21 protein-coding genes are annotated in these 21,229 nt (G+C 67.2%); 3 read left to right on the forward strand and 18 right to left on the reverse strand.

Annotated elements, in window-relative coordinates; translation table 11 throughout:
• Positions 1-130: 130 nt before the first annotated feature.
• The 11 genes from WS96_RS21540 to WS96_RS21590 form a co-directional block, all read right to left on the reverse strand.
• The gene (locus WS96_RS21540; RefSeq protein ID WP_034208901.1) at positions 131-460 is read right to left on the reverse strand and encodes an H-NS histone family protein; all 330 of its coding nucleotides are present in this window, start codon (positions 458-460) and stop codon (positions 131-133) included.
• Between the two features lie 325 nt (positions 461-785).
• Positions 786-2,135 (reverse strand): reverse transcriptase family protein, encoded by a 1,350-nt coding sequence (locus WS96_RS21545; RefSeq protein ID WP_059835228.1) that lies wholly within the window; start codon positions 2,133-2,135, stop codon positions 786-788.
• A 394-nt stretch (positions 2,136-2,529) separates the two neighbouring features.
• Complete coding sequence (hutC, locus tag WS96_RS21550) at positions 2,530-3,285, reverse strand: histidine utilization repressor (protein ID WP_059826865.1); 756 nt, start codon at positions 3,283-3,285, stop codon at positions 2,530-2,532.
• Between the two features lie 50 nt (positions 3,286-3,335).
• Positions 3,336-4,829: an HAL/PAL/TAL family ammonia-lyase gene (locus WS96_RS21555; RefSeq protein WP_059835230.1), complete on the reverse strand. Its 1,494-nt coding sequence runs from the start codon at positions 4,827-4,829 to the stop codon at positions 3,336-3,338.
• Positions 4,830-4,836: 7 nt separating this feature from the next.
• Complete coding sequence (locus WS96_RS21560; RefSeq protein WP_059835232.1) at positions 4,837-5,628, reverse strand: ABC transporter ATP-binding protein; 792 nt, start codon at positions 5,626-5,628, stop codon at positions 4,837-4,839.
• Positions 5,629-5,657: 29 nt separating this feature from the next.
• On the reverse strand, positions 5,658-6,404 hold the full coding sequence (locus WS96_RS21565; protein WP_034208896.1) for an ABC transporter permease: 747 nt from the start codon (positions 6,402-6,404) through the stop codon (positions 5,658-5,660).
• 12 nt (positions 6,405-6,416) lie between these two features.
• Positions 6,417-7,139 (reverse strand): ABC transporter permease, encoded by a 723-nt coding sequence (locus WS96_RS21570; RefSeq protein WP_059835234.1) that lies wholly within the window; start codon positions 7,137-7,139, stop codon positions 6,417-6,419.
• 89 nt (positions 7,140-7,228) lie between these two features.
• Positions 7,229-8,089 (reverse strand): transporter substrate-binding domain-containing protein, encoded by an 861-nt coding sequence (locus WS96_RS21575; protein ID WP_034209453.1) that lies wholly within the window; start codon positions 8,087-8,089, stop codon positions 7,229-7,231.
• A 140-nt stretch (positions 8,090-8,229) separates the two neighbouring features.
• Entirely contained in the window at positions 8,230-8,721 is a 492-nt protein-coding gene (locus WS96_RS34570) for a hypothetical protein (RefSeq protein ID WP_257128031.1), read from the reverse strand.
• Between the two features lie 98 nt (positions 8,722-8,819).
• The gene (locus tag WS96_RS21585) at positions 8,820-9,779 is read right to left on the reverse strand and encodes a dTDP-4-dehydrorhamnose reductase family protein (protein WP_059835238.1); all 960 of its coding nucleotides are present in this window, start codon (positions 9,777-9,779) and stop codon (positions 8,820-8,822) included.
• A gap of 342 nt (positions 9,780-10,121) precedes the next feature.
• On the reverse strand, positions 10,122-10,535 hold the full coding sequence (locus WS96_RS21590) for a DoxX family protein (protein ID WP_059781932.1): 414 nt from the start codon (positions 10,533-10,535) through the stop codon (positions 10,122-10,124).
• Between the two features lie 978 nt (positions 10,536-11,513).
• Here WS96_RS21590 and fliD point away from each other — a divergent pair.
• The gene (gene fliD, locus WS96_RS21595) at positions 11,514-13,028 is read left to right on the forward strand and encodes a flagellar filament capping protein FliD (protein WP_059835240.1); all 1,515 of its coding nucleotides are present in this window, start codon (positions 11,514-11,516) and stop codon (positions 13,026-13,028) included.
• 123 nt (positions 13,029-13,151) lie between these two features.
• Here the strand turns inward: fliD and WS96_RS21600 are convergent, their stop codons facing one another.
• From WS96_RS21600 to WS96_RS21615, 4 genes are all read right to left on the reverse strand, one after another.
• On the reverse strand, positions 13,152-13,799 hold the full coding sequence (locus tag WS96_RS21600) for a hypothetical protein (protein WP_059835242.1): 648 nt from the start codon (positions 13,797-13,799) through the stop codon (positions 13,152-13,154).
• Positions 13,800-14,249: 450 nt separating this feature from the next.
• Positions 14,250-15,320 carry a lysozyme inhibitor LprI family protein gene (locus WS96_RS21605; protein WP_373557911.1) on the reverse strand — a complete coding sequence of 357 codons (1,071 nt, stop codon included), beginning with the start codon at positions 15,318-15,320 and terminating at the stop codon, positions 14,250-14,252.
• 400 nt (positions 15,321-15,720) lie between these two features.
• Positions 15,721-16,842, reverse strand: a complete 1,122-nt coding sequence (locus WS96_RS21610) for a Fic family protein (protein ID WP_218920987.1) — start codon at positions 16,840-16,842, stop codon at positions 15,721-15,723.
• Between the two features lie 93 nt (positions 16,843-16,935).
• Positions 16,936-17,853: a LysR family transcriptional regulator gene (locus tag WS96_RS21615; protein WP_059835246.1), complete on the reverse strand. Its 918-nt coding sequence runs from the start codon at positions 17,851-17,853 to the stop codon at positions 16,936-16,938.
• 126 nt (positions 17,854-17,979) lie between these two features.
• On the opposite strand from WS96_RS21615, the gene WS96_RS21620 reads away from it, so the two are divergent.
• The gene (locus WS96_RS21620) at positions 17,980-18,705 is read left to right on the forward strand and encodes a pirin family protein (RefSeq protein WP_059498753.1); all 726 of its coding nucleotides are present in this window, start codon (positions 17,980-17,982) and stop codon (positions 18,703-18,705) included.
• A gap of 61 nt (positions 18,706-18,766) precedes the next feature.
• Positions 18,767-19,369: an NAD(P)H:quinone oxidoreductase gene (wrbA, locus tag WS96_RS21625; protein ID WP_034208883.1), complete on the forward strand. Its 603-nt coding sequence runs from the start codon at positions 18,767-18,769 to the stop codon at positions 19,367-19,369.
• A gap of 90 nt (positions 19,370-19,459) precedes the next feature.
• On the opposite strand, the gene WS96_RS21630 is transcribed toward wrbA, so the two are convergent.
• The 3 genes from WS96_RS21630 to WS96_RS21640 form a co-directional block, all read right to left on the reverse strand.
• Positions 19,460-19,765 (reverse strand): hypothetical protein, encoded by a 306-nt coding sequence (locus tag WS96_RS21630; RefSeq protein WP_059498754.1) that lies wholly within the window; start codon positions 19,763-19,765, stop codon positions 19,460-19,462.
• Between the two features lie 223 nt (positions 19,766-19,988).
• Entirely contained in the window at positions 19,989-20,723 is a 735-nt protein-coding gene (locus WS96_RS21635; protein WP_034208881.1) for an LrgB family protein, read from the reverse strand.
• Complete coding sequence (locus tag WS96_RS21640; protein ID WP_059835336.1) at positions 20,720-21,091, reverse strand: CidA/LrgA family protein; 372 nt, start codon at positions 21,089-21,091, stop codon at positions 20,720-20,722. Before WS96_RS21640 ends, WS96_RS21635 begins: the two co-directional genes overlap by 4 nt.
• Positions 21,092-21,229: the final 138 nt, after the last annotated feature.

Raw genomic sequence — 21,229 nt, forward strand, 5'->3', positions numbered from 1 at the left:
GGCGGCGAGGCCGGCGATGTCGCGATCGGGCCGGACACCGGATGAAAGACGGCCGGCCGGCGGGGAGATTGCCGGCCGGCCCGCGTGCGCGAACCGGACGGCGCCGGATGGCCTTGCGGCGCGGCGGGCTTCAGCCCTGATCGTCCCCCGGCCACCAGGTCTTGGCCCCGCGGTCGACGGCGAGCGCTTCGAGATCCTTGCCATCGAGCCATTTCGGCCGCGGGCCGCGCCCCGACCATGAGCGGCCGGTCGACGGATCGTAGTACTTGGCAGGCGCCTTGCGCTTGCGCTGAACGATGTAGCCGAGCGCGCTCAGCACTTCCTGCTGCGAAATTCCCAACAGCTCGACCTGTTCCTTGAAAGCCGCGAGCGCAGCTTGCTTCTCCTTCTGCTTTGCCTCTGACAGCTTGATGTTCAGGTCCCGAAGTTGTGCTTCGAGTTCCTGCAGGGCCTGGGTCATGTATTCATCCTCTTTGGGCATGTTTTTGCAAAAAGCTCCGATGGCCGAACCTACCACGAAGTTACGCCGATCGGGGCTGTCAAATAGGTGAATCGTCCACCTGAGCCGGCATGATTTGCGCGATGCGCACGAAACGACGTCGTGCGTCACCGACAGACAGGACCAGACCGGCAGCGGGCGGCACGCCGCGACGCATGCACGGGCGAGCGGTGGCGGCAAATGATTCGCCGCGCCATGGCACGGGCGCGGCATGGCGCGAATGATAGCAGTGCGCGGCGTCGCGATGCAGAAGTCGCCGACCGGAATCGACGCGAGCCCCGACGCTTCAGCGGTCCGCGCCGCCGGGCTCCCACGCGATCCGGTCGAACAGCGCGCGCAGCTTCGCGCCGCGCGCCGCATTCAGCGCCGTCGCATGCGCGACGCGCCCGGCCAGATGCGCACGAAAATCCGGATGCGCATCGCGATTCTCTGACGCCGGACCGCGCCGGATGCAGTTGGTCAGGATGGCCTTCAGGCGATCGAACGCGTCGCGCGGCAGGTTCGGATGACGATTGACGACCACGCCGGCCAGTTGCTGGCGCGTGCCGCGCCGCATCACACGGGTCTTGCGCAATTGCAGCGCGAAGCCTTCCTCGAGTGCGATCGCGGCGACCCGGACCTGCAATCGCCCGATGTCGCGCGCGAGCGCGCCGCCGCCGGAAAACGCGAGGTCGTCCGCATAGCGCGTGTAGGTCGCATCGAGGGAACGCGCGAGCGCGGCAAGCCGCATGTCGAACCGGAACGCGCACAGGTTCGCGAGCGCCGGCGACGTCGGCGCGCCCTGCGGCAGATGCCGTTCGCGATAGCGCTGGCGGCCGATCCAGTCGAAGCGGTCGCGCAAGTCCGGCGCGAGCAGCCGCGCCGACGGCACGCGATTGGTGCACAGCCCGGTGAGCGCACGCGCGACTTCGGCCGGATACCCGAGCGTCGCGAACAGCGCATGGACGCGCGCGGCGCGCACCGACACGAAGAAATCCGCGAGATCGAAACGCACGACGACATCGCGATCCGCATGCGGCGCCGCGAACGACACGATCCCGTGCCCCTTGCGAAAACCGTGTACCGCGCCGTGCGGCGCGATGCGATCGAGCAGCCCGTGCAGGATGCGGCGTTGCGCTTCACGCAGCCGCCCCTTCGGGATTTCGACGAGGCGACACCCGCCGCTGCGCTTGTCGAGCGCGACGTACGTGTAGTGATGCAGCGGCGAGGCGCTGTCGCGCGCGTCGACGCGCCAATGATCGGACAGCCAGTCGAGTTCCGGCGTGCTCACCCCGAGCCAGCCGGCGAGATCGCCGGGCGTCGGCCATTGCGGCACGTCGCAGCCGGCGAGCGGCGCCGGCAACGGTCGCTGCACCAGCGGCCGCCGCACGATGCGGATCACCGCCGGCCGACGGTCGCCATACCATGCGCGCACGAACGCGGGCGCCTCGGCCAGGGCCGCCGCGAGCACGTCGGTGTCGGTATCGGCCCAGTTCGTGCCGAAGCGCACGAGCGCGAGGCTCGCGCATTCGTGCGTCCACGGTGGCGCTTCGCCGAGCACGGCGGCCAGCCGGGCGACGACGCCGTCGCGTTCGGGCGGACCGGCGAGCATCGCCTCGGCAATCGTGCGGGTGGTGTCGCGCAGGGATGAGTGCATGGCAAACGAGAGGCGGGACGATGAGTCAACGTGGCTGGTGCTGCGAGAGCAGTCGTTGCGCAACGCGCAACCTGCGCGCTTGCGACGCATCGGCGTATCGATCCGATCCACGGGGTAGCCCCGTGGTCCTGGAACATCGGCTGCCTGTTCCGGGCGTGTGCTTGACCCACCGCCCCGCGTCGGCGACTTTAACGGCCGGCGCCGCCCGGTGTCAAATCGAGCCGGACGATGCGCGATGCACGGTGGCGCCGCGCTTATGGGCGCCGGGAACTCGCGCAGTGTATCGCCTTTCGATGCAGGTACGGCAGGGTTCCATCACGACCCATGCGACTGCATCGGCCATCGCCGGCTGAAACGGCATACGGTCCGCTCCGCCCGGATCCGCCCCGCTTCCCTACATCGTGCCCGCCAGATGAAACCGCGACGCCGGATGCCACAGCCTGACCGACGTGGCGACCTGCTCGCCGACCCACGTACGGCGTCGCAGCAGCAAGCACGGCTCACCGATTTCCATCACGAGATGCCGACGCACCTGCGCATTGGGCTTCTCCGCGTAGATCCGAAACTCCGCGCGCTGGATCGGCGCCAGGCGCACCATGTAATGATTCGGCGTCTCGATCGTGAAGTCCTGCTCCAGATACGCGGGAAACAACGCCGGATTGACGTAGCGATCCTCGAACTGGATCGGTTCGTCCTCCTCGTAATGCACGATACGCGAATGAAACACGGGCCCGGTGCGCAGGCCGAGCGCATCGATCGCGTCCGGGTCGACGCTGCGCTCGATCAGCAGGACGCGCGCACTGTGCCGATGGCCGCGCTCGGCGATCTCGTCCGCGATGTTGCGGATCTCCAGCACCGTCGACTCGTAATGCCGGCGCTCGACGAACGTGCCGGCCCCCTGGATGCGCGTCAGCACGCGCTCGGCCGTCAGTTCGCGCAGCGCGCGCGACACCGTCATCCGGGCCACGCCGAATTCCTTGACCAGTTCGGCCTCGGTCGGGATCGCGGCGCCGGGCTTCCAGTCGCCCTTCGCGATCCGCTCGACGACGTAGCGCTTGATCTGCTGATAGGCCGGCAACGCCCGCGCCGGTACGGTGTCGGCCGACGCCAACGCCGGCCGTGCGGAAAGTTTGCGTTCCGTTTCGCTCATGCGCCCTCGACCGAATGAATGGTGGGTGATCGGCCCGTCCTCGACCGTCGTCACTGCAACGGCGGCGGCACACCGGCGACGATGCCGGCCGCGATCGCGATGTCGTCCGCGAGCGGCCGGTCGTCGTGATACGCCGGCACGCGGGCGCGCACATGCCGCCACAGCGCGTCGGTCGATGCGGCCCGCCCCGTTTCGTCCGGCTGCAGGTCGTACGCCTGCGCGGCGGCCAGCAGCTCGATCGCGAGCACCCGCGTCGTATTCTCGATGATGTCGAGCGCCTTCAGCGCGGCCGGCGTCGCATGGCACAGGTGATCTTCCTGCAGCCCCGACGTGATGCCGCCGTCGAGGCTCGCCGGCGCGGCAAGCCGCTGATTCTGCGCGACCAGCGCGACCGCCGTGTACTGGGCGATCATGAAACCCGAACAACTGCCTCCCGGCGCGGCGAGAAACGCCGGCAGCCCGCTGACGAGCGGATTCACGAGCCGGTCGAGACGCCGCTCGGCGATCGCCGCGACCTGGGCCATCGCCGCCGCGAGGCTGTCCATCGCGAGCGCGATGCCCGCGCCGACCGCATGCGCCTGCGAATGCACGGCCGGCGCCTCTCGCGTGCCGGCCACGATCGGATTGTCGGTAACGGACGCGAGTTCGCGATCGACGACCTCCGCCGTGACGTCGAACACGTCGCGCGCCGCGCCGTGCACGTGCGGAATCGTGCGCAGGCTGAGCGGATCCTGCGTATGCCGGCCGCTCGCCGCGGCAAGCATGCCGCTGTCCGCCAGCAGCGCGCGCAAACGCGCGCCGACCTGCCCGATACCGGGCGAAATCCGCAACGCGAGCGAAGCCGGATCGAATGCGGCGAGTTGCCCGCCCAGGTTCTCGAAGCTCATCGCCGCGATCCAGTCGGCCCAGTCGAGCAACCGCTCGGCGCGGGCCAGCGCCAACGCCGCCAGCCCCGTGACGCACGGCGTCCCGTTGACCAGGCTCAACCCTTCCTTCGCGCCGAGGACCAGCGGTTCGCGGCCGATGCGCCGCAGCGCCTCGTCGCCGCGCACGCGTTCGCCGCGATGGCGCGCATGGCCGTGCCCGACGCACACGAGAGCGACGTGCGCCATGTGGGTCAGATACCCGACCGAGCCGTGCGCCGGCACTTCGGGGAGGCAATCGTGCTCGAGCAGCGCGACGAGCTGTTCGACGACGTCGGCGCGGACGCCCGAATGCCCGTGCGCATAGTTGTTGATCGCGGCCGCGATGATCGCGCGCGTTTCGGCTGCGCCGAGCGGCATGCCGACGCCCACCGCGTGACTCATCAGGATGTTGTGCGACAGCGTGCTCTGCTGTGCCGGCGACACGATCACGTCGCATAACGCGCCGACGCCGGTATTGACGCCGTATGCGCGAATCCCGCGCGCGACGATCTCGTCGACGAGTTCGCGAGCGGCGACGACGCGCGTGCGCGCATCGTCGGCCAACGCCAGCGGCTCGCCGGCCGCCACGGCCGCGACCTGTCGCCAGTCGAGCGGCTGCGCCGCACGGAATAGGGTCATGGCAGCCTCAGTTCGCGGTGCGGTCGTGATGGCTCAACACGAATTGCCGGAAGCGCTCGGAGGTCTGCCCGCCGAACACGTCGTCGGGCGTCCCGTCCGTATCGACCTCGCCTTGATGGAGGAACATCACCCGATTCGACACGTGGCGCGCAAAACCCATTTCGTGCGTGACGACCAGCATCGTGCGCCCCTCCTCCGCCAGCGAGCGCATCACGCGCAGCACCTCGCCGACCAGCTCGGGGTCGAGCGCCGACGTCGGTTCGTCGAACAGCATCACCTTCGGACGCATCGCCAGCGCGCGGGCAATGGCGACCCGCTGCTGCTGGCCGCCCGACAGGTGCGCGGGATAGTAGCCGCGCTTGTCCGCGAGACCGACGCGTGCGAGCAGCGCCTCCGCTTCCTCCACCGCTTCCGCGCGACTGCGCTTCTGCACGCGCAGCGGCCCCTCGACGAGGTTGTCGAGCACCGTCATGTGCGACCACAGGTTGAAGTTCTGAAACACCATCCCGAGCTGCGAGCGGATCCGGTCGACCTGGCGCCGGTCGCTCGGATGCAGCTTGCCGTCGCGCGCGCGCTTCATCGCCAGCGCTTCGCCCGCGAGCGCGACGGAGCCGTCGTCGGGCGTCTCGAGCAGGTTCAGGCAGCGCAGGAACGTGCTCTTGCCCGAGCCGCTCGCGCCGAGGATCGAGATGACGTCACCCTCGTGCGCGTCGAGCGAAATGCCCTTCAACACATGATGATCGCCGAACGACTTGTGGATGTTTCTGACCGACAGCGCAACGGGAGCAGGGGTGTTCATCGGATTCTCTCTGAAAGGACGGGGAACGCTCAGGATGCGGCGCGCCGGGGATTGGGCGTCGCCGCGGCGGGCGCACCGGACGGCTTCGGCGCACGCAGGTGCGCGGAGAGCCGCCATTCGAGCGCGCCGAGCAGGCGCACGACGATGAAGTTCAGGCACAGATAGATGATGGCCGCGCAGACGAACACCTCGGTCGTCCGATAGGTTTGCTGAATGATTTGCTGCGCGACGCCCGTCACTTCCCACACCGTGACGAGGCTCGCGAGCGCGGTCGACTTGACGAGCAGCACGGCCTCGGTCGAGTACGCCGGCAGGCACTGGCGCAGCGCGATCGGGCCGATCACGCGCCGCAGCAGCGAGAAACCCGACAGGCCGATGGAATACCCGGCCTCGATCTGCCCGACCGGTACGGCCATCAACCCGCCGCGCAGGATTTCGGCCGTGTAGCCGGCGGTGCACAGCGCAAGCGACAGCACCGCGCATACGTACGGCTCGCGCAGCACCGGCCACATGAAGCTCTCGCGGATCACGCCGAACTGGCCGAGCCCGTAATACACGAGGAACATCTGGATCAGCAGCGGCGAGCCGCGAAACACGAGGATGTAGGCGCGCGCGAAGCGGTTCGGCAGCCAGTGCGGCGACACGCGCATCGTGACGATCACGAGCGACAGCAGGCCGCCGAGCACGAGCGACGCGAAGAACAGACCGAGCGTGGTCGGCACGGCCGCGAGCAGCTGGCGCAGCGTATCGACGAGAAAATCGAAATCGATGGACATGCCCGTTCTCCGTCAGTTGCGCGCGAAATTGCGGCGGAACGACCGGCCGACGATCGCTTCCGCCCGGTTGAACACGCGGTTCGACAAGCCCGTCATCAGCAGATACAACGCACCGCCCGCGACGAAGAATACGAAGTACTGGTGCGTCGAATTGGCGGCGATCTGGCTCGTGCGGAGCAGCTCGGCAAGACCGGTGACCGAGATCAGTGCGGAGTCCTTCAGGCTCAGTTGCCACACGTTGCCGATACCGGGCAACGCGAAGCGCAGCACCTGCGGAACCAGGATGCGCCGCAGCACCATCGCGCGCGGCATGCCGATCGAGCGTGCCGCTTCGAGCTCGCCTTTCGAGACGGCGAGCACCGCCGCGCGATAGACCTCGGCCTGATAGGCGCCCGAGATCATCCCGACCGCGAGCGCGCCGATCACGAACGGCGGCACGCCGATGAACCCTTCCGCGCCGAACCACTGGCCGACGGTCGTCACGAGCGTCGAGCCGCCGAAGTAGAACAGATAGATGACGAGCAGTTCGGGCACGCCGCGAAATACCGTCGTATACAGATCGCCGAGCAGGCGGGCGGTGCGGTAGCGCGACAGCTTCGCGGCCGCGATCGCCGCGCCGATCACCGCGCCGACCGCGAGCGCGGCAAGCGTCAGCGCGACCGTCATCAGCGCGGCGAGCAGCAGCACGCCGCCCCAGCCTTCGGGTCCGAAGCCGAGCATTTCAAGAATCGCCATGCGTGCCTCCCGGCATGCGTTGAGTGAATCCGCTGGATGCGTGCCGCCGCGCGCCGTTCGACGAACTTACGCGGCGGCCGAACGCGCGCTTACGGCGTGACGTCGGTCTTGAACCACTTGTCGGCGAGCTTCTTCACCGTGCCGTCCGCGAGCGCTGCGGCGATCGCCGTATCGAACTTCGTCTTCAGGTCGGCATCCTGCTTGCGAAACGCGAGCCCCTCGCCCGGCCCCCAGATCGGGCCGCCGAGCTTCGGCCCCGCGAGCACGATCGATGCGTTGTCCTTCTTCGCGTTGTTCGCCGCGTAGTACGTGACGTCGTCGAACGATGCATCGATGCGCCCGGCGACCAGATCGAGATCGCGCTCCGGCGACGTCTTGTACACGCGGATCGACGCGATGTCCTTGAAGCTGTCGTTGATGAACTTCGTGTAGACGGTGCCCGACTGGATCCCGATCGTCTTGCCCTTCAATTGCTTGCGCAGCGTGTCGACGGTGGGCTTGTCCGTGTTGGCGTCACCCGTCAGCTTGACGATCGGCGCGCCGGGCGCGGCCTTCGGCAGGATCTTCGTATCGGTGACGGCGAACGTCGCCGGCGTCGCCGCATACGGACGCGAGAACAGCAGGATCTTTTCGCGCTCCGGCGTGATGGAAATCGCATCCATCAGGATATCGAACTTGCCGGCCTGCAGGCCGGGAATCATCCCGTCCCAGTCCTGCGCGACCATGTTGCACTGCACCTTGATGCGCTCGCACACGTTGGCGAGCAGTTCCGGTTCGAAACCGCCCAGCTTGCCGCCCGGCAGCGTGAGGTTCCACGGCGCGTAGCCGCCTTCGAGCGCGACCGTCACCGTCTTCCATTCCTTTGCCTGCACCGGTGCCGCAAGCGTTGCCGCCGCTGCCGCGATGACGCCGATCGTCCTGATTGCCCATTTGATGCGCTTGCCGTTCACGAGCTTTCTCCTTGCGTTGAGGTTCGCCATCCCTTCGGTGCCAGCAAGCCGCCTCAGGAATTTGTCTATACAAGCATGCAAGAAGAAAAACAGCGAGACAAGCAGCGATCAATAAAAACCGGGGAAACGCGGGAAATCCCCTAATTAAAGGGCTCTGACGTGCCTCGTTGCAGGGAATTTCGGCACACGTTTGGTGCAGTACGGCAGGCCGAATCGCAAGGATGACTAGACAAATTCAGAATTCGATCGCCAGGCGGGTCATGTCGTTCGCGTTTCTCGCCCGCGTCGATGTCCGCCGGTTCGTCCGGGACGGATGGCTGTATCCACCCCGGCCGACTCGTCGAGGCGTTCTCGTCGAGGCGGCACATCGAAGGCTGCACGATCGCGCAGTCGTCGTGAGGCGTGACGATCGCGTCGTCGCCGTCGTGGGCGATCTCGGTGCCCGCCTTCGCGCTCACGCCGAGCCCCGTGAACGGCCGCGAGAACCGAAAATCCATCGGGCGCGCGGCGACCGGCTCCGTGATCTCGACGAACTTCCGCCGCACCGGCGCGGCTTGCGTCGGAAACGCCGCGACATCGTCGCGCACGGCGACGCCCGCGTGCAGCGGGAAGCGCGCGGCGCTGTCGAGCATGGCCTGGCTCCCGAGCGAGCGGTGAGCGGCTGTACGATCCTCGGCGAATGGGCTCGTCGATGTCGGCGGGACGCCGCGAGCCGCGCGCGGTGTCGATCCTACGGCGACTGCGGCGCATCGCGCAGCACGGTCCGCAGTGCCGTATCGAACGGCGTCGCGTAATCGATCCCGAGCGCGCGCACGCGCGCCGCGTCCAGATGGCAGTCGTACGGGCGCGGCGTCGCGTCGGTCGGCCGGTCGATCGGCGCGAGCGACGCGGCGATACCGAGCGCGGCGGCGATGCGCTGCGCGATGTCGTACTTCGTCATCGGCTCCTCGCTCGACCAGTGGCGGATCCCCGTGACGGTTTCACCCGCGAGATGACGCAGCGTCAGGTCACGGATGACCTGCGCGACGTCGGGCGTATAGGTCGGGTAACGAATCGCCCATGCGTCCATGCCGACCGCATCGGCGCCCGGTCGCGCCGACGCGACGACGGCCGGCACGAGGCTCGTGACGGCCGATTCGCGCCAGTCGGCGATCGGGCCGAAGAGCAGCGGCAGGCGCAGCACGCACGACAGCGGCGACGCGGCGAGGAGCGCGGCCTCGCCCTCCAGCTTGGTGCGACCGTAGATGTTCAGCGGATTCGGGATCGCGTCTTCGCGGTAGGGGGCGGCCCGCCCGTCGAAGACGTAGTCGGTCGAGATGCCGAGCGTCCATGCGCCGTATCGCGCGGCGAGCGCGCCGATGCGGGCCGGTGCGGTGACGTTGATCGCGCGGGCCGCGGCCGGGTCGCGTTCGCAGACGTCGGGGCGGCGCTCGGCGGCGCAGAGAATCACCGCTGCGGGTCGGTGGGTTTCAAAAACGCGTTCGAGCGCCGGCTGGTCGAGAACATCGAGTTCGGCGATGTTTTCCGAGGGCAATGCGAGCAGCTTCGCGCCGGCGGTTTGCGGGTTCCGGATGGTGGCGAGCAGCGTCAGCGACGGTTCGCGGAACAAAGACGCGGCGACCGCGCGGCCCAGCAGGCCCGAGGCGCCGATGAGGAGGATGGTTTTGCGTACCGACGATTGATTTGGCATGGTGGCGATGAATCACGGAAACGCATGGATTATCGGGCTTATTGGATGACATGAGCGGCTCGCGTCGGGTCGGGAACAGGATCGACTCCGTTCTTCGCCCCGTTCGTTGTCCCGTTCGTTGTCCCGTTCGTTGTCCCGTTCGTTGTCCCGTTCGTTGTCCATATCGCGCCGACCAACGGCTTCGTGCAGTACGCGATCGACGATGAGGATTCCGGCCGCGACCGGTTGCGCCGTGCGCGGCGCTTCGGCACACGCCCTCACTCCTCCGTCGTCCGCAAAAACAAAACCCGGCACGCGTGCGCGCACCGGGCTTCCGATACCGAACGGAATCGCCGTCCCGCGTTACTTCCGGTCTACGGAATACCGCCCCGGCCCGACCAACGCGAGCAACAACAGCCCGCCGATGATGCTCACGTTCTTGTAGAAGTTGATCATCGCCATGTACTGCTCCATCCCCTGCAGCGCCCAGTAGCGATGGCCGATCAGCGCGGTCGCGAGCGTATAGGCGGCGAACGCCAGTGCGAGCGGACGCGTATAGAAACCGATCGCGATCAGCACGCCGCCCACCAGTTCGACCGCCACCGCGATCGCGGCCGCCAGCTCGGGCGCCGGGTTCCCCGTCGACGCCATATACGCGACCGTGCCCGAGAAACCGTTCAGCTTCTGCCAGCCGAACAGCACGAACAGGATCATCATCAGTACGCGAGCCGCCAGCAGCAGCTCGTCCTTCTTCGACTCCAGCGAAACGTAACGCATAGCAATCACCCTTGAATTGACGGTTTGATGCATCCGGTGCCGCGGCGCGCCCAATCGACACGCCATGCCGGCCACGGACCACTCTTCGCTCGATCGGACGGCAAGCCGCGTGGCCTGCCGCCGAAGAATCCGTCCGGTAACGCCGCGAGTGGCGGCGCGCTGCGGATCGGTTCTGGCGAAGCACGGGTGCAGTCTACTGTCCCGCAACAAATCATCAATCCATCGAAATATGATTCGCCGTCTCGAATGAGTTGACAATCACGGAAGGCCGCCCCGTTATGCGGCGCCCTGGGCGGCCATGGGAACCACCGGCCTCCCTGTTTCGGCAACGCGAAAGAGGCTCGTTTCTTTACGTTACGGGAATCAACGATATTTCCGAATTGAATTGGAACGCAACCATCGAAACGGCGCATTGCGCCCGTGACTCATCCGCATCCGATGGCAAGCATCGACTCAATGCAACCGTCATTCCGGTTAATCACGCGCCTTTACCTGCGTCGCCCGTATCATTTTTCGAGTTCAAGAACATGGCGCCGAAATGCGCTTTCCGCCTGAAACGCATGGAATCCCATCTTTACGCGTCTTACCCGTCTTCCGTTCAGCGAAATCGACGAAAAAGCATGTCGTCAAACATTCCTGCTTCTGCAAATTTCTACTGTGCCAAAAATCCTTTAATAAATACGACAAATATCATGTGTTGAGAGGAAACGGAACACATTCCCAGCACATTCCTCACTTTCCACTCGCCCATTCACGCTTCCCCCAGGAATCGTTACAAAAAATGACTAATTAATATCGATTTGAGAATACGATGGCGCACCGATTCGTTCGTCCGTTTTCCCGACACTTCCGTGACCTACGCCCCGCGCCATACGAGAAAGCGGCATGCACGCGAATCGCCATGCGCGCCGCCCCGATCGCCGCGGGCCGGCTCGACCGCCGTTCGCCACTGAATCGTCTTTCAACCGGAGCTCACCCATGCCAACGAACACGCCCGTCAACAGCGGCGCGAACGCGAACAGCCTGATGCAACAGGCGGCGCAATCGATCATCAACGGCTCGACCGGCAATCCGGCGATGGACGTCGGCTCGCTCGTCAAGACGCTCGTGAACGCGAAGACGGCCGGGCGGGCCGCGATGCTCGCCGCTTCGCAAACGAACGGCAACACGCGGATTTCCGCGTTCGGCGCGTTGTCGTCGGCGCTCGGCGCGCTCGAGGCGGGCCTGACGTCGCTGAAGAATGGCGCACTGCAGTCGACGTTCAACGCCGTCGCGAGCGGCAAGGGCCTGACGGCGACAGCCGGCGCGGGCGCGGTCGCCGGCACCTACACGGTTGGCGTCACACAGATCGCGACCGCGCAGGCGCTGTCGTCCGCCGGCTTGAACGGCAGCAAGGCGCTCGGCACCGGCACGCTGACGCTGTCGCTCGGCAACCAGTCGTTCAAGGTTGAAATCGGCAGCGCCAACAACACGCTGGCGGGCATCGCGGCGGCAATCAACGGCGCGTCGGGCAACCCGGGAATCAGTGCGACGGTCATCAACGGCACGGATGGCGCGCACCTCGTGCTCGCGTCGTCGAAAACGGGCGCGGCGAATGCGATCAGCGTCGCGGTCGGCAACGTGTCCAACGACGGCGGCCTGTCGAATCTCGGCGTCACGTCGACGGTCGCCCCGTCCGGCGGCGCGTCGACGATCGATTCGGCGAACGGCGCGGCCGCCTGGCGGCAGAGCGCCGTCGCACAGGATGCGAAGTTCACGCTCAACGGGATCGCATCGACCAGCGCGAGCAACGCCGTGTCGGGCGTGCTGACCGGCATCACGCTGAACCTGTCGGCGGCCGCGGTCGGCGCGACCGATACGCAGACGCTGACGATCAGCACCGACACGAAGTCGCAGGCCGCCACGATCACGCATTTCGTGAGTCTGTACAACACGGTCGTCAAGACGATGGGCGCGCTGTCGAGCTACACGCCAGGCGCAAGCTCGCAGGGCGCGCTGATCGGCGATTCGACGCTGAACACGATCCGCAACGCGCTGGCGTCGATCGTCGCGCGCGGGGTGGACGGCGGCGGCGTCGCCGAGAAGGGCAACGGACACGTGAACCTGTTGTCGATCGGCATCAAGCTCGAGCGAGACGGCACGCTGAACGTCGACGGCGCGAAGCTCGACAGCGCGCTGTCCGCCAACCCGTCCGGGGTCGCGCGCCTGTTCAATCCGGAGAACGGGATCGGCACGCGCCTGGCCGAGCAGGTCACGCAGTTCACGAAGAAGAACGGGATGATCGACGTGCGCACGACCGCACTGAGCGCCGATCTGAAACGTGTCGCGCAACAGCAGTCGGATCTGTCCGACTATGCCGCACAACTGACCAGGCAGTATCAGGCGCAATTCACCGCGCTCAACACGCTGATGACCCGGATGAACACCCACTCGCAATACCTGACGCGATTGTTTGGCGGTGCGAACAGTAGCGGCACGCTGTCCAGGAAGTGAGCGGGTCGCGCGGTGTGCGCGGCCCGGAGACATCGTTCATGCCCGGCGGCGCGCCAGCGCCCGCCGGCTTCGCATCGCCGCGGCCGGCAACCGGGCCGCAGTCGTCCTTGAAACAGGCACGCGTCAGCCGAGACCTTCGACGCGGTCGGCGAACCAGTCGATTGCACGCGATACCCGACGCCCGAAATAGCCGGCGCGTTCGTGCTCGTACGCGCGCAGCAGCGACGTGCATTCGCGCTCGGCCCAGCGCCACACCGGGCCCTGCTTGGCGAATACCGGATGGTCGTGCAATTCGGCAGGTACCGTGTGCTCGTCTTCCCAGCCCCAGAAATAAGCCTGGTAGGCACGCGCGAACGGCATGCCCAGCTGGTTCGCAACGGTCTCGTCGTGGCGCAGCGTGAAGTCGACGATCTCCTTGCGCGTACGCCCGCCCACGTCGTCGTGGCGCGCTTCGACCCAGCAGTGATACCGCGCGAGTTGCGACAGATGCCGCGCGGTGCGGCGCCGCGCGCGCGTCGTGCACAGCGCATACAGGTTGCCGCCGCCGAAGTCCATCACCTCGCCGCCCGCGAACGGCCGATAAGGCTTGCCGGTCAGCAGCGTCAGCACCTGCGCGCCGACGATCGCATAGTCGGCGCAGCGCATGTAGCCGCTGCGCGTCGTCGCCTCCGACACGCTCCGATGGACGACCTCGTCGATCACGGCGCGCAGCATGGCATCAACCGGCGCCGCCAGGATCGGCGGCTGGCTTGTCGTCGTCACGTGTTGCATGGGCGAATGCGGCTTCCGCGGTTCGTCGGTAAAAATCACTCCGAGGCATGGTATTACGGACCGCTATGACGGACGGCCGCGGAATTGCGCAGATTTGTGCGCTTTTCTCGCCGTGTGAGAAAACATGTCGACGGTCCACCAGACATCGTCGATGCGACGCGCGGCAGGATGGCCGGACGCGCGTCGACACCGCGCTCGCGGATCGCGGGCGGTTCGAGTTCGTGACGTCGTGAATGGCCGCCGAATGACGGCCGGACAGCGCGGCGGCACGTGTTGCCGCCATCGACGGGATCGGGAGTCGCGACGATTTCGCCGCAATCGTATGCATCGCGCACGCGGATCGTTCCAGCAGAAACCGGCGTGCCGGCCGCACGCACGGCATGGCACGCGATGCGATCGCGCGCCGCGCTGCCGGCGCGACGCGCAAGAAATAGCGGGCCGGCGCCCCGCTTACTGCATCACGTCGATCGGCAGCGTCTTGTCGAGCGTGTCGTGCCACGCGTTGATCGTCTTCGGCACGGTTTTCTTCCACGCGGGCACATTCGAGTAGTAACGCATCCGGACGTGGTTCTTTGCATCGAACACGAGCAGCCCGATCCACAGATCGGTGCCGCGGCGCATCACGATCGCCGCGTTCGTCGTCGCGATACCGCGCACCCAGTACGACGTCACGTGCGCGTCGAGGCCGTCGAGATCCTTCTCGTCGGCGCTGACGTTGACCATGTCGACGAGCGTCTGATAGTCGGCGCCGAGCAGCTTGTGCGCGATCGCGTTCTGCCGCGCGTCGGCGACGACCTTGAGGCTCAGCAGGTCGGCTTTCGGTTGGGCCTGCGACTGCGCGGCGGCCACATAGTTGCCCGCGTACGTGACGCCCGCACCGGCGCCGCAATCGAAATCGGCACCCTGTTGCGTAACGCGGATGCGCCCGCCCGTCCGGTCGAAGTCGAGCCGGCACTGGTTCTGGCGGTAGATGCCGCTGTCGCCGTGCAGCACGATGTCGCCGTCGACGCCGCCGGTATTCGCGCCGTTGTTGGCGCTCAACTCGAAATGCAGGCGCGGCACCGTGCCGGTGAACGTCAGCACGCCGCCGACCGACGGGTTGTCGCTCGTCAGGTACCACGTCTGCTGCCAGCGATCGGCCGCAAGCGGCGTGCCGTTCAGGCTCGCGAGCCGTTCGCGGTAGCGGTCGCCGAGGCATGACGCGTCGCTGCCGCACTGGTCGCGCTGCTTGAGCCACTTCAACTGCGCAGCCTTCGGCGCGGCCGTATCGCCGCCCTTCGCGAGCGTCCTCTTCCACGCGGCCGACAGATCGCCGTCGAGCTTCGAGAGTACGGGGTTCGCGCAGATCGTCTTCTCGGTCGGCGACGCGGCCTTCCCGCAGTCGAAGCCGGCCGCCAGCGCGGCGACCGGCACCAGCATCAGCAGCGCGGCCGCCGCGATGGACGGCAACTGCGTGCGCGACGTTTCACATGCGGACATCGCGGCTTGCCCGCGCGCATTCGATCGGTTCTGGGTTGTCATCGGCTTGATCGTCGCTGCGTCGCGCGCCTGTAGAAGCGACCTGCACGCGACATTCGAGGTAAAAACGCCCGGCCCGGCATGCAGCGCATGCCGCCGCCCGCCGAAGCGTAACCCGGATGCGCGACGCCGATCAATCGACGTTCGATGTCGTCGCAACCATGTCGGCGGCGGTGCCGCGGTGCACGATACCGTCGCGCAACGCAGCTTTCGTCGCGCGACCGACGATCCCGATGAACACGATCGCCCGAGCGCCGTCACGCCTGGTCGGCCCGTCGTCTTCCATCGACCGGAGCCGGATGCGCCGCGGGCGACCTGCCCTACGCGTGTCGCAATCGCACCTGCCGCATCGGCCATGCACACGACGCCTTCGCGCGCAGGACGAGACGAGCCGGCAATGACGTCAGCCGTCGAACGGCACCAGCTCGTAACTCGTGCTCCGCCCGCCGGACGCCGAGCGACGCAACATGCCCTGCTCGACGAGCTCCGTGATGTCGCGCAGCGCCGTGTCCTGCGAGCATTTCGCGAGAGCGGCCCACTTGGTGGTCGTCAGCTTCCCTTCGAAGCCGTCGAGCAGGCGATTCATGACCTTGACCTGGCGTTCGTTCATCGCGACGCCCGCGCATCGCTGCCAGAAACGCGCCTTGATCAGCACCGCATCGAGTGTCGTGTGCGCATGATCGATGGCCCGGCCCAGCGTGTTCAGAAACCACGCGAGCCACTCTGTGACGTCGAGCGAACCGCGCTGCGTGCGCTCCAGCACGTCGTAATACGCGTTGCGCTCGCGCTGGATCTGCGCCGACACGCTGTAGAAACGCTGCGGGCTTCGGTCCCCGCGTGCCAGAACCAGATCGCCGAGCGCGCGCGCGATGCGACCGTTGCCGTCGTCCAACGGGTGCAGCGTGACGAACCACAGGTGGGCCAGGCCGGCCCGGATCAGCAAGGGCTCGGCCGGCGGCGCGTTGAGCCACGCGAGAAAGCGCCCGATTTCGTGCGTCAGGCGGGTGGCCGGCGGCGCCTCGAAATGCACGTGCTGCCGGCCGATCGGCCCGGAGACCACCTGCATCGGCCCGCTCGCATCCGAGCGCCACCCGCCGACGGTGATCCGCGACAGTCCCGAATAGCCGGTCGGGAACAGGGCGGCATGCCACCCGAACAACCGCGCTTCGGTGACCGGTGCGGCGGCATGGGCCGTCGCATCCAGCACCATGTCGACAACGCCTTCGACGTGGCGATCGACCGGCGCGAGCGCGCCGATGTCGACGCCGAGCCGGCGCGCGATCGACGACCGGACCGACGCGACATTCAGGTTCTCGCCCTCGATCGCGCTGGTCTTGACGACGTCATCCGTCAGCGCGGCCAGGCTCGCTTCGTCGCGCAACGCCAGGCCGACATCCGCCAGTCGGCCGGCCAGCATGCCTTGCGCACGGCTGACGTCGGCGAGCGGCGTGGCGAGGGACGGAAGATCGAAGCGCCATGCCGGCCAGTCGGCCGATTCCCAGATAAAGGTGTAATCTCCGCTCATGATGCGGAGATTATCCACCGATACACCGCACGATTCAATAATCTCCGCAAATTTTGCGGAGATTAGTCACCTCATTCACCGCAAAGCGGCCGGCTACCGTACCCGGCCCGCCCCGCTCGCGTCCGTCGGCGCCGGCTGCCCGAGCCGCTCCGCGAGAAACCCGATGAACGTGCGCAGCGTGACGAACCCCTCCCGGTGCTGCGGAAACACGGCATTGAGCGTGATCGGCGGCGGCGCGTACGCGTCGAGCACCGGCACGAGCTCGCCGCTGTCGAGCGCCGCGCCGACGATGAAGTGCGGCAGCAGCGCGATGCCGAGCCCCGCGATCGCGGCGTCGCGCACCACTTCGCCGTTGTTCGCGACCAGCGGCCCCTGCACGTCGAACGTGCGCGCCGCGCCGTCGACGCGGAATTCCCAGCCGACCCGCCGCTCGCGCCCGTACAGCACGCACGTATGGCCGGCCAGATCGGTCGGCGTCTGCGGCGCGCCATGCCGCTTCAGGTAGGCGGGGCTCGCGCACGCGATCATCCGCCACGCGCCGAGCGGTCGCGCGATCAGCGTCGAGTCCTCGAGCGAGCCGATCCGCAGCACGAGATCGAAGCCCTCGCCGATCAGGTCGACGCGCCGGTCGGTCAGGTCGAGGTTCAGCCGCACGGCCGGGTGCGCGGACAGGAATTCGGCGATCAGCGGCGACACGTGCGTGATCCCGAACGACAGCGGCGCGCTGATCTTCAGCGAGCCGTGCAGCTCGGTACTGCGCACCGACATCGCCTGCTCGGCGTCGGCGATCTCCGCGAGGATGCGCTGCGCACGCACATAAAACTCCTGCCCCGACTCGGTCACCGCGAGATTGCGGGTATTGCGATGCAGAAGCCGCACGCCGAGCGACGCCTCCAGCGCCATCGTGCGCCGGCTGACGAACTGCTTGGACAGCATCAACTGGTCGGCCGCCGCCGTGAAACTGCCTGCGTCGACGGTCGCGACGAAGATCCTCAGGTCGTTGAGTTCCATATTGTCCACTCCATAGCGACAGTCATTATCTCTACAGCGATTTATCTGTCAAATCGATTGACCTAAGATTCATCTCAACGAACGGCCGGGCCCACTTCCGAGGTCCGGCGACTTGAAGGAAAAATCATGATCGACATCCGTGCAGCAAACCAACGTGGCCGTGCGGAGCATGGCTGGCTCAGCTCCCGTCATACGTTTTCGTTCGCGAATTACTACGATCCCAAGCAAGTCGGTTTCTCCGATCTGCTCGTGATCAACGACGACCGCGTCGCCCCGGGCCGCGGCTTCGGCACGCACCCGCACCGCGACATGGAAATCCTGTCGTACGTGCTCGAAGGCGCGCTCGAACACAAGGACTCGATGGGCACCGGTTCGGTGATCGTGCCGGGCGACGTGCAACTGATGAGCGCGGGCACGGGCGTGCGCCACAGCGAGTTCAACCACTCGCCGGACACGCCGGTCCACTTCCTGCAGATCTGGGTCGGGCCGGCCGAAAAGGGTGCCGAGCCGCGTTATCAGCAGACGAATGTCGCGGCCGACGACAAGCGCGGCAAGCTCGCCCTCGTCGTGTCGCCGAACGGCGACGCCGGTTCGCTGAAGATCCGCCAGGACACGCGGATTTACGCGGGCCTGTTCGACGGCGACGAAAGCACTACGCTGGAACTTGATCCGAACCGCTTCGCTTACGTGCATGTGGCGCGCGGCAGCGTGACGGTCAACGGCGTGACGCTCGGCGAAGGCGACGGCGCGCGCATCCGCGGCGAACAGGCGCTGACGATCGCGGACGGCAAGGATGCCGAAGTGCTGGTGTTCGACCTGCGTCCGGTCGAAGTGACGGCCGAATGGGCGTGATGCCCGCTCGGGAAACCGGGCTCCGCTGACCGCGGGGCCCCTTTAATCGGAGATTCGCAACATGGCCAAGGTTCTCGTTCTTTACTACTCGTCCTACGGGCACGTCGAAACGATGGCGCAGCACGTCGTGGAGGGCGCGAAATCGGTGCCCGGCGTCGAGGTCACGCTCAAGCGCGTGCCGGAAACGATCCCCGTCGACCAGGCCCGCGCGATCGGCGTGAAGGTCGACCAGGCCGCGCCGGTCGCCACGGTGGACGAACTCGCCGACTACGATGCGATCATCTTCGGCACGCCGACCCGCTTCGGCAACATGGCCGGCCAGATGCGCACGTTCCTCGACCAGACGGGCGGCCTGTGGATGAAAGGCGCACTCGTCGGCAAGATCGGCAGCGTGTTCGCGTCGACCGGCACCCAGCACGGCGGCCAGGAAACGACGATCACGTCGTTCCACACGACGCTGCTGCATCACGGGATGGTGATCGTGGGCGTGCCGTATGCGTGCAGCGGGCTCGTCAACATGAATGAAATCACCGGCGGCACGCCGTACGGCGCGACCACGCTCGCGGGCGCGGACGGTAGCCGCCAGCCGAGCGCGAACGAGCTCGACATCGCGCGCTACCAGGGCAAGCACGTGGCGGAACTCGCGAGCAAGCTCGCGTCGTAACGCGGCGGCTCCGCGGCCCCGCAGTTCCGCACATGAACGAACGGCGCCGGGTCGACCGGCGCCGTTCGTCCTGTGTAACGCGTTCGACCGTTACTGGCCCGAAGCCGGTGCGGCCGGCGCCGCCTTCGTCGCGGGCGCCTTCTGCACGGCGTTCTGCGGATAGTTGCTCTGGTCGTTGGTCAACCGGTAGCCGCTACCGGTGCCGATCGCCTTCAGGTCCGACGCGTGCCGCGCGCGGGCCGCCTTGCGCGCCGCTTTCTTCTGCGCCTTGTCGAGCTGCTTCTGCGCCGGCGCGGACGCCGGGTCCTGCGCATATGCCGTCGGCGCGACGGTCAACAACAGACCGAACGACGCCGCTACCGCTACTGCCACCGAAACCACGCGAGACTGCTTCATGGCCGATCTCCTTGTCGATTGTTGAGTGTGGGTCGGACACCGGCGTGCACGCGACGGCTTGCGACAACGGCGCCGATGCAACGTTAGCCGATCGCTGCGCAAATGTCCTTGGGCGTTCCTGAATTCTCCTGATAACGCCGACGATACATGCGCGCCGCGAGCGCCATCCTGTCGGCCTGTCGTCCGCGCCATCGGGGAAACCGATACCCCGGCGGCCGCGCGCTCAGATCCAGCGCGACAGCACCGGCAGCAGGATCGGCACGACGAACGCCGTCAGCACGCCGTTCAACCCCATCCCGAGCCCGGCAAACGCGCCGGCTTCCTCGCTCACCTGGAACGCGCGCGCGGTGCCGATCCCGTGCGACGCGACGCCGAGCGCGAAGCCGCGCACGGCCGGCTCGTCGACCCGCAGCAGATTGAGGATTCCACGCGCGCACACCGCGCCGAAGATCCCGGTCGAGATCACGAGCACGGCCGTGAGCGACGGAATGCCGCCGATCTCGGCGGCGACGGCCATCGCGATCGGCGTCGTCGCCGATTTCGGCGCGAGCGACGCGATCGTCTGATGCGACGCCCCGAACAGCGCCGCGATGCCGACCGCCGACACGATCGCGGTCAGCGAACCCGCGAGCAGGCCGACGAGCAACGGCAGCGCGGTGCGCCGCAGCTTCGACCACTGGCGGTACAGCGGCAGCGCGAGCGCGACGGTCGCGGGGCCGAGCAGGAAATGGACGAACTGCGCGCCTTCGAAATACGTCGGATATGGCGTATGCGTGAGCGTCAGCAGCACGACGATCACCGCGACCGCGATCAGCACCGGATTCGCGAGCGGGTTGAAGCGTGCCCGCGCATAGACGGCCTGGGCGAACAGATACGCGACCAGCGTGATGGTCAGGCCGAGCAGCGGGCTCGCGGCGAGATAGACCCAGATCGCGCCGAGCTTCGGGAAGGCCGTCATTGCGCGCCCTCCGCAGTGCCGCCCGCGCGGCGCTGGCGTCGCAGCAACGTACGCGTGACGAGCGCCGTCACCGCGATCGCGAGCGTGGTGCTGACGGCCAGCGCGACGACGACCGCGACCGCGTCGCCGCGCACGCGGTCGGCCGACACCATGATGCCGACGCCGGCCGGCACGAACAGCAGCGACAGGTGACGCAGCAGCTCGAGCGCGGTCGGCTCGATCGCATCGGCCACCTGCGGGCGCAGCATCACGAAGCCGAACAGCAGCAGCATGCCGATCACCGGGCCCGGCACCGGCAGGCCGAACAAATAGGACACCCCTTCCCCGAGACACTGGAAGATCAGCAAGACCGCGAACGCCTGCAACATGAACCGCTTCTCCCGAACGTGGCCGCGCGGCCGTGCAGCCGCACGGCCGATGAACCGGCGGCTGGCGACGCCGGCGTGAACGATACGCGCGATCGTACCAACAATGCCGGCGGCCAGGTGCGATCGGGCGATCGGGCG

The organism is Burkholderia sp. MSMB1835 (genome assembly GCF_001526365.1).
Classification (GTDB): Bacteria; Pseudomonadota; Gammaproteobacteria; order Burkholderiales; family Burkholderiaceae; genus Burkholderia.